Source organism: Kribbella sp. (assembly GCF_035655035.1).
Classification (GTDB): domain Bacteria; phylum Actinomycetota; class Actinomycetes; order Propionibacteriales; family Kribbellaceae; genus Kribbella.
In genome coordinates this window covers 1-12,438 of the sequence record NZ_DASRVN010000593.1, presented here as the reverse complement: position 1 = coordinate 12,438, position 12,438 = coordinate 1, and the positions used below count along the sequence as shown (strand labels likewise).

At 69.7% G+C, this 12,438-nt stretch carries 15 protein-coding genes; 10 read left to right on the top strand and 5 right to left on the bottom strand.

The genetic code is table 11. From position 1 onward, the window contains the following. The 5 genes from VFF46_RS31465 to VFF46_RS31445 form a co-directional block, all read left to right on the top strand. Nucleotides 1-531: metal ABC transporter permease (locus VFF46_RS31465; protein ID WP_325040871.1), on the top strand; the 531-nt coding region annotated here is incomplete at its 5' end. A 51-nt stretch (nt 532-582) separates the two neighbouring features. Further along, nucleotides 583-975 (top strand): Fur family transcriptional regulator, encoded by a 393-nt coding sequence (locus VFF46_RS31460; RefSeq protein WP_325040872.1) that lies wholly within the window; start codon nt 583-585, stop codon nt 973-975. 62 nt (nt 976-1,037) lie between these two features. Continuing rightward, nucleotides 1,038-1,484 (top strand): MerR family transcriptional regulator, encoded by a 447-nt coding sequence (locus tag VFF46_RS31455; protein ID WP_325040870.1) that lies wholly within the window; start codon nt 1,038-1,040, stop codon nt 1,482-1,484. 61 nt (nt 1,485-1,545) lie between these two features. Beyond that, on the top strand, nt 1,546-2,520 hold the full coding sequence (locus tag VFF46_RS31450; RefSeq protein WP_325040869.1) for an aldo/keto reductase: 975 nt from the start codon (nt 1,546-1,548) through the stop codon (nt 2,518-2,520). An 83-nt stretch (nt 2,521-2,603) separates the two neighbouring features. Beyond that, a complete protein-coding gene (locus VFF46_RS31445) occupies nt 2,604-3,098 on the top strand; it encodes a GNAT family N-acetyltransferase (protein ID WP_325040868.1) in 495 nt (164 codons plus the stop codon). On the opposite strand, the gene VFF46_RS31440 is transcribed toward VFF46_RS31445, so the two are convergent. Next, nucleotides 3,084-4,025, bottom strand: coding sequence for a sigma-70 family RNA polymerase sigma factor (locus VFF46_RS31440; protein WP_325040867.1), 942 nt, complete (start codon nt 4,023-4,025; stop codon nt 3,084-3,086). The genes VFF46_RS31445 and VFF46_RS31440 overlap by 15 nt on opposite strands. 128 nt (nt 4,026-4,153) lie before the next feature. Between VFF46_RS31440 and VFF46_RS31435 the strand changes: the two genes are divergently transcribed. Further along, entirely contained in the window at nt 4,154-5,527 is a 1,374-nt protein-coding gene (locus tag VFF46_RS31435; RefSeq protein WP_325040866.1) for an MFS transporter, read from the top strand. On the opposite strand, the gene VFF46_RS31430 is transcribed toward VFF46_RS31435, so the two are convergent. Beyond that, nucleotides 5,478-6,572, bottom strand: coding sequence for an S-(hydroxymethyl)mycothiol dehydrogenase (locus VFF46_RS31430; protein WP_325040865.1), 1,095 nt, complete (start codon nt 6,570-6,572; stop codon nt 5,478-5,480). The genes VFF46_RS31435 and VFF46_RS31430 overlap by 50 nt on opposite strands. Nucleotides 6,573-6,791: 219 nt before the next feature. Between VFF46_RS31430 and VFF46_RS31425 the strand changes: the two genes are divergently transcribed. From VFF46_RS31425 to VFF46_RS31410, 4 genes are all read left to right on the top strand, one after another. Beyond that, nucleotides 6,792-7,673: an ABC transporter ATP-binding protein gene (locus VFF46_RS31425; RefSeq protein ID WP_325040864.1), complete on the top strand. Its 882-nt coding sequence runs from the start codon at nt 6,792-6,794 to the stop codon at nt 7,671-7,673. Then, nucleotides 7,670-8,479 carry an ABC transporter permease gene (locus tag VFF46_RS31420; protein WP_325040863.1) on the top strand — a complete coding sequence of 270 codons (810 nt, stop codon included), beginning with the start codon at nt 7,670-7,672 and terminating at the stop codon, nt 8,477-8,479. Before VFF46_RS31425 ends, VFF46_RS31420 begins: the two co-directional genes overlap by 4 nt. An 80-nt stretch (nt 8,480-8,559) precedes the next feature. Further along, on the top strand, nt 8,560-9,777 hold the full coding sequence (locus VFF46_RS31415) for a sensor histidine kinase (RefSeq protein WP_414673112.1): 1,218 nt from the start codon (nt 8,560-8,562) through the stop codon (nt 9,775-9,777). Next, nucleotides 9,774-10,415 (top strand): response regulator transcription factor, encoded by a 642-nt coding sequence (locus tag VFF46_RS31410; protein WP_325040861.1) that lies wholly within the window; start codon nt 9,774-9,776, stop codon nt 10,413-10,415. Before VFF46_RS31415 ends, VFF46_RS31410 begins: the two co-directional genes overlap by 4 nt. Here the strand turns inward: VFF46_RS31410 and VFF46_RS31405 are convergent. From VFF46_RS31405 to VFF46_RS31395, 3 genes are all read right to left on the bottom strand, one after another. Then, nucleotides 10,412-11,179: a hypothetical protein gene (locus VFF46_RS31405; protein ID WP_325040860.1), complete on the bottom strand. Its 768-nt coding sequence runs from the start codon at nt 11,177-11,179 to the stop codon at nt 10,412-10,414. The genes VFF46_RS31410 and VFF46_RS31405 overlap by 4 nt on opposite strands. A gap of 17 nt (nt 11,180-11,196) precedes the next feature. Continuing rightward, nucleotides 11,197-11,382, bottom strand: a complete 186-nt coding sequence (locus tag VFF46_RS31400) for a hypothetical protein (RefSeq protein ID WP_325040859.1) — start codon at nt 11,380-11,382, stop codon at nt 11,197-11,199. Nucleotides 11,383-11,464: 82 nt separating this feature from the next. Beyond that, nucleotides 11,465-12,322, bottom strand: a complete 858-nt coding sequence (locus tag VFF46_RS31395; protein ID WP_325040858.1) for an isoprenyl transferase — start codon at nt 12,320-12,322, stop codon at nt 11,465-11,467. Nucleotides 12,323-12,438: the final 116 nt, after the last annotated feature.

Below are 12,438 nucleotides of genomic sequence, written 5' to 3'. Positions count from 1 at the left end.
CAGGACGAGGAGTTCGCCCGTACGACGGGACTCCGGGTGCAGCTGCTCAATCTGGTGATCGCTGTGATGGCCGCGGTCACCGTGACGGTGGCGATGCGCACTGTCGGGCTCCTGCTCGTCAGCGCGCTCATGGTGGTCCCTGTGGCGACAGCGCAGCAGGTGACGCGCTCGTTCCGCAGTACGTTCGTGACAGCGTGCATCATCGGCGTACTGGCGTGTCTGGCCGGCATCGTCACCTCCTACAACGCAAACGTGGCACCTGGCGCGACCATCGTCGTACTGGCGCTGGCAGGGTTCGTAGTGGCGGCCATGGTCGGGACGGTGCTTCGGCGTCGTTCCGCGCGCCCACTGGCGGACGAGGAGCCCGAGATCGGCGTACCGGCGCCGGAGCCGCATGTGGTGAGCGCAGGGCACCCACACGCTCACACCCCCGAGTGTGGTCACAAGAAGGTCGAGCACGGCGACCACCTGGACTACGTGCACGACGGGCACCTGCACGCGGCACACGGGGATCACTGGGACGAGCACTGAGTTGCCGGTATCTGAGAGAATTGGGTTGGTGGTGATGAAATGACAGGAGGAATGGTGGCTATCGGAACACGCTCGACCCGTCAGCGCGCGGCGGTCGCGTCGGTGCTCGACAACATCGACGACTTCCGGACGGCCCAGGAGATCCACCTGGAACTTCGGTCCGCCGGCGAGAACGTCGGGCTGACCACCGTCTACCGCACCCTGCAGGCGCTCGCGGATTCCCGCGAGGTCGACGTACTGCGCACCGCCGAGGGCGAGACGGCGTACCGGCGCTGTTCGAAGGGACATCACCACCACCTGGTCTGCCGCAACTGCGGCCGCACCGTGGAGGTCGAGGGGCCGGCCGTCGAGCGCTGGGCCGACAAGGTCGCCGCGGAGCACGGCTACACCGACATCAGCCACACCCTGGAGATCTTCGGCACCTGCGCCGACTGCCAGAAGTAAGCCGTCGGGTGACCCAGGTCACCTTTGCCTTTGAGCGCGCTCTAAGGCGTACGGTCATGGACATGACCACGATCGAGCTGCACGCGCCGGAGCTGGAGCCGGTGGATCCCGATCTGCTCTGTCTGCTGGAGCTGCCGGACGACCTGCCCGACGACCTGTCGATCGCCGAAGCCGCCGAGCTCACCGGGCTGACCGCCCACACCCTGCGGTACTACGAACGCATCGGTCTGGTCGACGTACGCCGGGACACGGCCGGGTACCGCAGCTACAACCGGCGCGCGATGTCGCGGATCGTGTTCATCAGCCGGCTGCGCGCCTCCGGGATGTCGATCGCCGCGATCAGCCACTACCTGGAGCTGGTGCTCGAGGGCGACCACACCGAACCGCAGCGGCTTGCCCTGATGCAGGAGCACCGGGCGCGGATCCACCAGCAGCTGCGTGACCTGCAGCTCGCGCTCGCGGTGACTGACTACAAGATCGCCGCGTACGGCGGCACCGCCGCACCGTAACCAACCACCCGGCTCAGCCACTCACCTGGCGGAGCTATGCCTTCTTGACGGGAGATCTCTGATGAAACTGGGCACCCAAGGCGCCGAAGTCAGCCGGCTCGGACTCGGCTGTATGGGAATGAGCTTCGCGTACGGCGAGGCCGACGACACCGAGTCGGTCGCCACCCTGCACCGCGCGCTCGACCTCGGCATCACGTTCCTCGACACCGCCGACCTGTACGGCTTCGGCGCCAACGAGGAACTGGTCGGCAGGGCGATCGCAGACCGCCGCGACGAGGTGTTCCTGGCGACGAAGTTCGGCATCACCGGCGATCCGCGCAACCCCGCCGACCGCGGTGTGAGCGGCGCGCCGGAGTACGTCCGGTCCGCGATCGACAGGTCCTTGCGGCGGCTCGGCACCGACCACGTGGACCTGTACTACCAGCACCGGATGGACCCCGCCGTACCGGTCGAGGAGACCGTCGGCGCGATGGCAGAGCTGGTCCGGGCCGGGAAGGTGCGGTACCTCGGGCTGTCCGAGGCGTCCGCGGAGACCATCCGGCGGGCGCACGCCGTACACCCGATCACCGCCGTACAGAGCGAGTGGTCGCTGTTCAGCCGGGACATCGAGGAGTCGGTGCTGCCGGTCTGCCGTGAGCTCGGCATCGGGATCGTCCCGTACTCGCCGCTCGGCCGCGGCATGCTCACCGGCGCGCTGCCGGCGGAGCTCGCCGCCGACGACTTCCGGCGTACCCTGCCGCGGTTCTCGGGGGACAACCTCGACGCCAACCTGCGACTGGTCGAGGAGATCCGCGCCGTCGCGACCCGGTACGACGCGACGCCCGGCCAGGTCGCGCTCGCCTGGGTACTTGCGCAGGGCAACGACGTGGCACCGATCCCGGGCACGAAGCGGCGCAAGTACCTCGAGGAGAACTGGGCCGCCGTCGGCGTCGCGCTGTCCGCGGCCGACGTCGAGACGCTCGCGAAGCTGACCCCGGCGGGGACCCGGTACGCCGACATGGCCTGGGTCGCCGGGCGGTCCGCACCGCAGAGCTGATAAACTGTCCGCAGTAAGCCTTCCTACCGGACTCTTCCGGCGGAAGGCTTTTCTGCGTTCTGGATCCCTTTGTGAGGAGAACTATGGCCGACCTGCTGGTACGCCGTGTCGAGGCGTCCGACCGCGTCCTGATGGAGCGCCTGTGGCTGATGTTCCGCCACGACCTGTCCGAGTTCCAGGGCCAGCTCCCGCGGCCCGACGGCAGCTACCGCAGCGAATGGCTGGAGAAGGTCCTCACCGGTGACCCGGAGTGGGCCGGGTACCTGGTCTCGCTGGGCGACGTACCGATCGGGTTCTGCTTCATGCGTGCGCTGCAGCAGCCCGTGCATGTGCTGAACGCGTTCTTCCTGGTCCGTCCGGCCAGGCGGCGTGGCTACGGGCTGAAGGCGGTGACGGAGGTGCTGTCACACCATCCCGGTCCGTGCGACGTCGCGTTCCAGCGCAACAACGAGACCGCGGTCCGCTTCTGGCAGCGGGTCGCGACCGAGGTCTCCGGCGACGCGTGGACCCAGGAGGAGCGCCCGATCCGCGGCAACCCCGACGCGACCCCGGATCTCTGGATCTCATTCAAGGTGTAGGGGCAGCCCGAAGTAGTCGAAGAGTTCCTGGTCGAAGAAGACGACGTTGTGGGTAATGCCGGCCTTGGTGACGGTGAACACCTGCAGGCTGTGCGCGTGGAAACGTTCGTCGTCCCCGCGCACGTAGGCGCCGATGGCCGGCTGGTCGTTGGCGACCGTCGGCAGCAGCCGCCAGGCCGGGCCGCGCATCGCGTACACGCGGGCCATGAACTCGCCGTACGCGTCGCGGCCGACGTACCAGAGCGGCGCCGGCGGCATCTCCAGGACGACCTGGTCGGTGAGCAGCCGGGTCAGGCCGCTCACATCGGCGGCCTCGAACGCCCGGATGTAGTCGTCGATCACCGCTCTGATCGCCCGGTCGTCGGGCTCGTCGACGTCGTCCTCGGTGATGCCGATCTCGGCGAGCCTGCCCCGGGCCCGCTGCAGCGCGCTGTTCACACTCGCTGACGTCGTCCCGAGCGCCTCGGCGATGTCCGCGACCGGCCAGTCGAGGACGTCCCGCAGTACCAGGACCGCGCGCTGCCTGGCCGGGAGGTACTGCATCGCGGCGATCAGCGCCAGCCGCAGGCTCCCCTGCGCGACCATCGCGGCGGCTGGGTCGGTCGGGAACGGCTGCAGCCACGCGACGTCGGTCGACAGCTCGATCGCCGCCTGGGCGTCCTCGGTCGCACTCACCAACCCCGAGGGCAGCGCCCGACGGCCCTTACCTTTGAGAGCAGTCAGACACGCGTTTGTCGCGATCCGGTACAGCCAGGTCCGCATCGACGCTCGCTGCTCGTCGTACGTGTCCGAGGCCCGCCACGCCCGTAGCAGGGTCTCCTGCACCAGATCTTCCGCGTCGTGGATCGATCCGAGCATGCGGTAGCAGTGCACCACCAACTCGTGCCGGTGCGGCTCGGTCCTCCGGTCGAACTCGTCGCGGTCCATCGAGGTCACCCTCCCACAGGTTGTGGGCGTACGTACTGCGCAGCCCCCGGAAAATCATCGCTCGATCGCCGATGAATCCACCGGCGGAGACAGGTATACCCCAAGTCCGCTGACAAGGGAGGAACCTGATGGCAACCGTGCTGACCGATCGCCCCGTGGAAACCCGCCGTGGGCTGATGCTCGCCGTACTCCTGCTCGGCCAGTTCATGGCCCTGATCGACACGTCGATCGTGAACGTCGCGATGCCCGTGATCGGCGCCGGCTTCCACGCCTCGGGCGCCTGGCTGCAGCTGATCGTCGGCGGCTACCTGGTGGCGTACGCGATGACGCTGATCACCGGCGCCCGGCTCGGTGACCTCTACGGCCGCCGCCGGATGTACCTGACCGGCGCGATCCTGTTCACGCTCGCGTCGCTCGCCTGCGGGCTGGCGCCGGCGGTCCTGCCGCTGGTGCTGTTCCGGTTCGTGCAGGGCGTCGCAGCGGCGGTCATGGTGCCGCAGATCATGAGCCTGATCCAGGTCCACTTCTCCGGCCCGGCCCGCGCCAAGGCGTTGTCGGCGTACGGCGTGACGCTGTCCGCGGGCCAGATCGCCGGACTCGTCGCCGGCGGCCTACTCGTCGCCGCGAACCTCTTCGGCTCCGGGTGGCGCCCGGTGTTCCTGGTGAACGTGCCGGTCGGCATCGTGCTCGCGGTCCTCGTGCCCCGGTCGATCCCGGCGGACCGGCCGACCGCGACGCGTCGGCTCGACGTGACCGGGCTGGCGTTGTCGACCTGCGCCGTCCTGCTGATGGTGCTGCCCGCGGTCGTCGGTCACGAGCTCGGCTGGCCGCTGTGGACCTTCGGCTGCATCGCCGCGGGTGTGGTGCTGGCGGCGGTGTTCGTCCGGTTCGAGCGGCGTACGGCCGACCCGTTGCTCAACCTCGAGGTGTTGCGTGCGCGCGGGCTGCCGTCCGGCCTGCTGACGATGGTGTGCCTGCTGCTCGCGCTCGGTGGGTTCCTGTTCGCGTTCACGCTGCACCTGCAGACCGAGCTCGGCGAATCGGCGATGCGGACCGGCCTCACCTGGCTCCCGTTCGCGGTGGTCTTCGGCCTGGTCGGGTACTGCTGGCGCGCGATCCCGGTCCGGCTGCAGCACCTCGCCGTACCGGCCGGGCTCGTCTTGTGCGCTGTCGGCTACGCGGGCGTGGGACTGCTTCCCTGGCTCGCGCTGGTCCTGGCGGGCGCAGGCATGGGTCTGTCCGCGAGCCCGCTCGTCACCCAGTCCCTGCGCCACGTCCCGCTGGCCCGCGCCGCCGACGCGAGCGGCATCCTCACGACCGTCATGCAGCTGAGCCAGGTCGGCGGCGTCACGATCTTCGGCACCCTGTATCTGTCGGCGCACTCGTTCTCGGTGACGAGCGGGGCGATCGCCCTCACGGCGGCGACCGGCATCGTCGCCGCCGGGGCCCTCGCTAGAACAGGACGACCGACCGCAGTACGTCGCCGTGGTGCATCTTCGTGAACGCGTCCTCGACGTCCTCCAGCGCGATCGTCTCCGACACGAACCGGTCCAGCGGCAGCCGGCCCTGCAGGTGCAGGTCGATCAGCATCGGGAAGTCGCGCGACGGCAGGCAGTCGCCGTACCAGCTCGACTTCAGCGAGCCGCCGCGGCCGAAGAAGTCCAGCAACGGCATCTCCAGCCGCATCTCGGGCGTCGGTACGCCGACCAGGACGACGGTACCGGCCAGGTCGCGGGCGTAGAACGCCTGCTTCCAGGTCTCCGGGCGGCCGACCGCGTCGATCACCACATCCGCCCCGAACCCGCCGGTCAGCTCCTGCACCGCCTCGACCACACCGTCCTGGTCGAGGCCCGTGGAGTTGATCGTGTGCGTGGCGCCGAGTTCCCTCGCCGTACCGAGCTTGCGTTCGTCGAGGTCGAGCGCGATCACCTTCGCCGCCCCGGCGAGGCGCGCGCCGACCACGGCCGCCGTACCCACGCCGCCCGCACCGATCACCGCGACCGTGTCACCGCGGCCCACGTTGCCGGTGTTGAGCGCGGCGCCGAGGCCGGCCATCACGCCGCAGCCGAGCAGGCCCGCCACCTCGGGCTTGGCCGCCGGGTCGACCTTCGTGCACTGCCCGGCCGCGACCAGGGTCTTCTCCGCGAACGCCCCGATGCCGAGCGCCGGGCTCAGCTCGGTGCCGTCGGCGAGCGTCATCTTCTGCTTCGCGTTGTGGGTGTTGAAGCAATACCAGGGCCGGCCGCGCAGGCAGGCGCGGCAGTTGCCGCAGACCGCCCGCCAGTTCAGCACCACGAAGTCACCCGGCCGTACGTCGGTCACGCCGTCGCCGACCGCCTCCACGATGCCGGCCGCCTCGTGCCCCAGCAGGAACGGGTAGTCGTCGCTTATCCCGCCCTCCCGGTAGTGCAGGTCCGTGTGGCAGACCCCGCAGGCCTGCACCTTCACTACCGCTTCACCGGGACCGGGGTCCGGGACCGTGATCTCCTCGATCGACACCGGCGCACCCTTGCCCGCCGCCACCACACCACGCACCGTCTGACCCATCCCCCGACGCTATCGGCAACCGCCGTACCGCGTCATCACCCGGCGTGCCGCCTCCGCCCACCGGCCCGCTCCTCCGCCTCTCGTGGCCGGCCGCGTCCCGGCGTACACCCACCAGAGTCGGCAGGGCTCCGGCGTACGTCGGCTGTCCACCGGTCGGGGGACAGGGGGTCCGCCGGGCGGTGCTCCCGGCGGACCGGGCCGCGGAGCGAGAGTTGAGGCATGGAGAACGACAACGCAGTGCGGGTGCGCGGCCTGGTCAAGCGGTATCCGGACAAGGTCGCGGTCGACGGTGTCGATCTGGACATCCACCGGGGCGAGGTGTTCGCCCTGCTCGGCCCGAACGGGGCCGGTAAGACGACGACCGTGGAGATACTGGAGGGGTATCGCCACGCCGACGAGGGAGAGATCAGCGTGCTCGGGTCGGACCCGGCGCACGCGGACCGGGTCTGGCGGTCCCGGATCGGGATCGTCGCGCAGACCACCCGGGACGAGGCGGTGCTGTCGGTCGCCGAGATGGTGACGCACTTCGCCGGCTACTACCCGAACCCGCGCGACCCCGAACAGGTGATCGCCGCGGTCGGCCTGCAGGAGAAGCGCAAGGCCCGGGTCCGCAGCCTGTCCGGCGGCCAGCGGCGCCGGCTGGACGTCGCGCTCGGCGTGATCGGCAACCCGGAGCTGCTGTTCCTGGACGAGCCGACCACCGGGTTCGACCCGGAGGCGCGCCGGCAGTTCTGGACGCTGATCGAGGAGCTCCGCACCGAGGGCACCACGATCCTGCTCACCACCCACTACCTGGACGAGGCCGAGCACCTGGCCGACCGGGTCGGCGTGATCGCCGACGGCCGGATGCTCGAGGTCGCGACGCCGGAGACCCTCGGCGGCCGTGGCGCCCGCACCGCGCGGGTCTCCTGGCTGGCCGCGGACGGTCAGCACGAAGTACGCACCGACCAGCCGACCGCCGAGGTGGCCCGGCTGATGGCGGAATACGGCGGCTCGGAAGTGCCGGAACTGGAAGTACGCCGGCCGAGCCTGGAAGACGTCTACCTGGAACTGATCGGGTCGGTCACCGCCGCCCCGGTACTGGAAGGAGCCTCGAAGTGAGCGCCGTACTCCCCTCGCCGCTGAAGGTCGGGCTGTCCCGCACCGGGATCGAGGTGAAGGAGTTCTTCCGCGAGCGCGAGCAGCTGATCTTCACGTTCTTCTTCCCGGTCATCTTCCTCGGCATCTTCTCCGCCGTGTTCAGCGGCACCGACTTCTCCGGCGGCGTCACCGCGGCCACCTACTTCACCCCCGGGATGATTGCCTCCGGCATCTTCCTGACCAGCTTCCAGTCGCTGGCCATCGCGATCGCGATCGAGCGCGACCAGGACGTGCTGAAGCGGCTCCGCGGTACGCCGATGTCGCCGCAGTCGTACTTCATCGGCAAGATCGGGATGGTCCTGATCACCTCGATCCTGCAGTTCGCGCTGCTGCTCGCGATCGCCGGCCTGGCGCTCGGCGTCGACATCCCGACCGCGCCGTCGAAGTGGCTGGACTTCCTGTGGATCTTCGTCCTCGGCACCGCCTCCGGTTCGGTGCTCGGGATCGCGTTCTCCGTGGTCCCGAAGTCCGGCCGGGCCGCGTCCGCGGTCGTCACCCCGGTCGTCCTGCTACTGCAGTTCATCTCCGGCGTGTACTTCGTCTACAGCAGCCTGCCGGCCTGGATGCGGACCGTGGCGGAGTTCTTCCCGCTGAAGTGGCTCGCGCAGGGCATGCGCTCGGTGTTCCTGCCGGACGGCTTCCAGGTGCACGAGCCGGGCGGGTCCTGGCAGCTCGGCACCGGCGCGATCGTGCTCACCGTCTGGCTGGTCGTCGGGCTCTTCCTCGCCCAGCGGCTGTTCCGCTGGACCCGGCGGGACGCCGGCTGATGAACGGGCTCCCCGCGCGGCGTGCTGCCGAGGAGCCCGTGTGGAGCGGGCCGCGTCTGTGGATCCTCGTATGGAGGAAGATGGGGTCCGTGCAGAACTCACGCGGCGGTGCCGGGCAGCCCGTCTGGACCCGGACGCTGGCCGGCTGGCACATCGTGTTCTGGGTGCTGCTCGGGATGACGCTGGCGCTGTCGTTCCTCGGTCACCTCGGCACGGTGCGGCAATCGGCGTACGTCGGTACCGTCCTGGTGCTCGCGGCGGCGTACCAGTTCATCGGGCTGCCCGCGATCCGGTCGCGCCGGGCGCTCCCGTCGTACACCTATCGGCTGTTGCTGATCGCCTGCCTGGCGGTGCTGATCGGGATCTACCCGCAGTCGGTGTTCCTGATGTTCATCGCGTCCGCGCAGATCTGGCTGCTCTGCGAGGACCTCCGCGAGGGCATCGCGCTCAGCGTGCTGCTGGTGCTCGGTGTCGGTGCGGCGCAGCTGTGGAGCGCGGGGTGGGGCTGGAGCGCGTTCTGGCAGATCCTGCCGTGGATGCTGGTCAGCCTGGTGGTCAGCCTGCTGTTCGGGATCTGGATCGAGAAGGTGATCACGCAGAGTCAGCAGCGCGCGGAGCTGATCGAGCAGCTCGAGTCGGCCCGCGACGAGCTCGCCGACGCGCACCACAGCGCGGGCGTGATGGCCGAGCGGGAGCGGATGGCGCGGGAGATCCACGACACGCTCGCGCAGGGGATGACCTCGATCGTGATGCTGGCGCAGGCCGCTGCCGCCGAGCTTTCGCAGGGTGGTGATCCGGCCGGACGTCTGGCCGCCATCGAGGACACTGCCCGGGAGAACCTCGCCGAGGCGCGGGCGCTGGTGGCGGCCTTCACGCCGGTCGCGTTGTCGGAGGCAACCTTGGCCGAGGTACTGCGACGGCAGGCGGAGCGGTTCGCCGCCGAGACCGGTGTCGACGTACAGGTGTCGCTCGATCTGCCGGACGACGAGGTCGCGGCTCTACCCCAGGCGCAGCAGGTGGTGTTGTTGCGGTCGGCGCAGGAAGCGCTGGCCAACGTACGCAAGCATGCGGCCGCGACGCAGGTCCTGATCACGCTCGGGTTGTCCGACAGCGGCGTGTGGATCGAGATCCGCGACGACGGGTCCGGGTTCTCCCCCGGTGTCGCCTCGGCCGGCTTCGGCCTGAACGCGATGCGCGGCCGCGTCGAGGAATCCGGCGGTACCGTCCAGATCGACAGTGCTCCCGGCCACGGCACGCGAGTCCAGGTTCTGATCCCAGCTGTGCAGGAGGACGTGTGATTCGGGTACTCGTCGTCGACGACCATCCGGTGGTGCGGTCGGGGCTGTCCGGCATGTTGTCGGTGACCGAGGACATCACGGTGGTCGGCGAGGCCGGCGACGGCTCCGAGGCGCTGGCGCTCGTCGAGTCGACGAAGCCCGACGTCGTACTGATGGACCTGCGGATGCCCCGGATGGACGGGGTCGCCGCGACCGGGGCGATCGTGTCCACGTACCCGTCGACGCGGGTCCTGGTGCTGACGACGTACGACACCGACACCGACATCCTGCACGCGGTCGAGGCCGGCGCCGCCGGCTACCTGCTCAAGGACACCCCGCACGCCGAGCTCCTGAACGGCATCCGCGCCGCCGCCCGCGGCGAGACCGTGCTCGCGCCGCCGGTCGCGGCCCGGCTGATGTCACGCCTCCGTACGCCGGCCCCGCCCGCGGCGGCGCAACCGTCACCGCGCGAACTCGAAGTACTCGCCGCCGTCGCCCGCGGCCTGAGCAACGCCGAGATCGGCCGCGAACTGTTCATCGGCGAGGCCACGGTGAAGACCCACCTGCAACGGCTCTTCGCCAAACTCGACGTCGACGACCGCACCCGGGCCGTCACCGTCGCCATCGAACGCGGCCTGCTTCCCTCGCCGGGTCGCTAGCGCTGCACGCCCACGTCCGTCCCGGGACGCGTGACCTGCGGCCGGGCCTGGTCGACCACCGTCCGACGGGTCTGCGGGGTCGGATTCGTTGCCGCCTGCATGCTCTTCGCCAGCTCCGCCTTCTCGATCAGACCAGGAGCCGCCTGCCGCGCGGCGTCGACGTACTTCAGATTGTCCGCGACCGCGGTCCGCGCCTCGGCCATTCCCCGATTGGCATCCAGCAGCCGGTCGCGAATCCCGTCACTCGTCGACCGAACGGTGGTGGCGATCTGGCCACTCCTCAGCGCCGGCAGATTCCGGTCGAACCCCGAGGCAACCCGCCGCGCGCCCTCCACCTGATCCGCCACGCCCTGAACGTTCTTCTCGGCGCCTTCGACGATCAGCTTGACGTGCTCCACCTGCTTCCGCAGCGACTCGTCCTGCACACCGCCCAGAGCAGTCCGGAGTTTCGCAGTACTTGCCTGCAAACCGGCGAGCGTACTGCCGGCCAGGTCTCGTCCTAGCTGCCCGAGGTTGGACGCGATCCGGTCCATATGCCGATGGGACTCCTGCTGGGCGTGCACCAGGCCCCGCGGGATCTCCTGACCACCGTCCCGCTCGTACCTGGCAACATCAGCGGCCGATTCGAAGGCTCGATCGGTTGCCTTCACCTGCTGCTGGAGCTGCGGGTCGAACTGCGGATCGGTCAGCACCCGCCGTAGCGCGGTGTCGGCCTCCTCCAGCGCCTGCAGGATCTGCGCAGTCCGCCCGTTGTTGTCCACCATCAGCTCTCCCTTTGTGCTCAGGGCCGCTCGTCCAGCTGCCACGCCGTACGGTGCACGTCGGGCTCCTCGTCCACGTGCTCGGTCACCGTACTCTCGTCGTCGGCCAGCCTGGCGCGCATGTTCTCCGTCAACTGGCGGACCTCCTCCCGTACGGCTCGCAGCTCCCGTTCCGCCGCTTGCCGCGGGGTCTCGCGCTCCGGCACGTTCCAGCTCCCGTCGTCGGTGATTCCTGACCGTAGACGCGAGCGGGTCCTTGTCCGGTTCCCTGCTTGTTGGGGTGCCGGTTCAGGTCGTGGGGGTGACCTCGTTCGGTACGGCGCCGCCGTACCGCCGGTCACGCTGCGCGTAGAGCTCGATCGCCCGCCACAGGTCGCGCCGGTCGAAGTCCGGCCAGAGCGTGTCCATGAACACCATCTCGGCGTACGCCAGCTGCCAGATCAGGAAGTTGCTGGTGCGCTGCTCCCCGGACGGCCGGATATAGAGGTCCACCTCGGGGATGTCCGGCGCGTACAGGTGCCGCGCGATCGTCTTTTCGGTGATCCGGTCCGGCTTGATCCTGCCCTCGGCCACCTCCCGCGCGATCGACCGCATCGCGTCCGCGAGCTCCGCCCGGCCGCCGTAGTTCACGCAGAACTGCAGCGTGATCGTGTCGTTGTCCTTGGTCCGCTCCTGCGCGTACTCCAGCTCGTCGATCACGCTCTTCCACAACCGCGGCCGCCGCCCCGACCACACCACCCGCACCCCCATCGCGTCCAGCTCGTCGCGGCGCCGGTGGATGACCTCCCGGTTGAACCCCATCAGGAACCGGACCTCCTCCGGCGAGCGGGCCCAGTTCTCGGTGGAGAACGCGTACGCCGAGATGTACTTCACGCCGATCTCGATCCCGCCCTTGATCACATCGAGCAACGAGGCCTCCCCCGCCCGATGCCCCTCGGTCCGCGCCAGCCCCCGCTGCTTGGCCCACCGCCCGTTCCCGTCCATCACGATCGCCACATGCCGCGGCACAAACTCCTTGGGCACGAACGGCACCCGAGCCCCCGAAGGATGCGGCTCCGGCGCCACCACACCCTTCTCGCCGCGCCCCTCCCCACCAACCGACCCCAACCCCCGACCCGAACCCCGACGACGACCAATAGGCGACATACCCCGCAGTCTCCCACCCCGCACCACCACCCAGACCGCCCCACCCACCCCTCTGCAAGAACCTGCAACCCTGTGGATAACCCGCCCCCGAACACCCTCCGTATGCAACCCTTAAC

Coding starts and splice junctions, on each gene's coding strand:
- VFF46_RS31460 (WP_325040872.1), top strand. CDS start 583: ATGGTGGCTATCGGAACACGCTCGACCCGTCAGCGCGCGGCGGTCGCG.
- VFF46_RS31455 (WP_325040870.1), top strand. CDS start 1,038: ATGACCACGATCGAGCTGCACGCGCCGGAGCTGGAGCCGGTGGATCCC.
- VFF46_RS31450 (WP_325040869.1), top strand. CDS start 1,546: ATGAAACTGGGCACCCAAGGCGCCGAAGTCAGCCGGCTCGGACTCGGC.
- VFF46_RS31445 (WP_325040868.1), top strand. CDS start 2,604: ATGGCCGACCTGCTGGTACGCCGTGTCGAGGCGTCCGACCGCGTCCTG.
- VFF46_RS31440 (WP_325040867.1), bottom strand. CDS start 4,025: ATGGACCGCGACGAGTTCGACCGGAGGACCGAGCCGCACCGGCACGAG.
- VFF46_RS31435 (WP_325040866.1), top strand. CDS start 4,154: ATGGCAACCGTGCTGACCGATCGCCCCGTGGAAACCCGCCGTGGGCTG.
- VFF46_RS31430 (WP_325040865.1), bottom strand. CDS start 6,572: ATGGGTCAGACGGTGCGTGGTGTGGTGGCGGCGGGCAAGGGTGCGCCG.
- VFF46_RS31425 (WP_325040864.1), top strand. CDS start 6,792: ATGGAGAACGACAACGCAGTGCGGGTGCGCGGCCTGGTCAAGCGGTAT.
- VFF46_RS31415 (WP_414673112.1), top strand. CDS start 8,560: ATGGGGTCCGTGCAGAACTCACGCGGCGGTGCCGGGCAGCCCGTCTGG.
- VFF46_RS31405 (WP_325040860.1), bottom strand. CDS start 11,179: ATGGTGGACAACAACGGGCGGACTGCGCAGATCCTGCAGGCGCTGGAG.
- VFF46_RS31395 (WP_325040858.1), bottom strand. CDS start 12,322: ATGTCGCCTATTGGTCGTCGTCGGGGTTCGGGTCGGGGGTTGGGGTCG.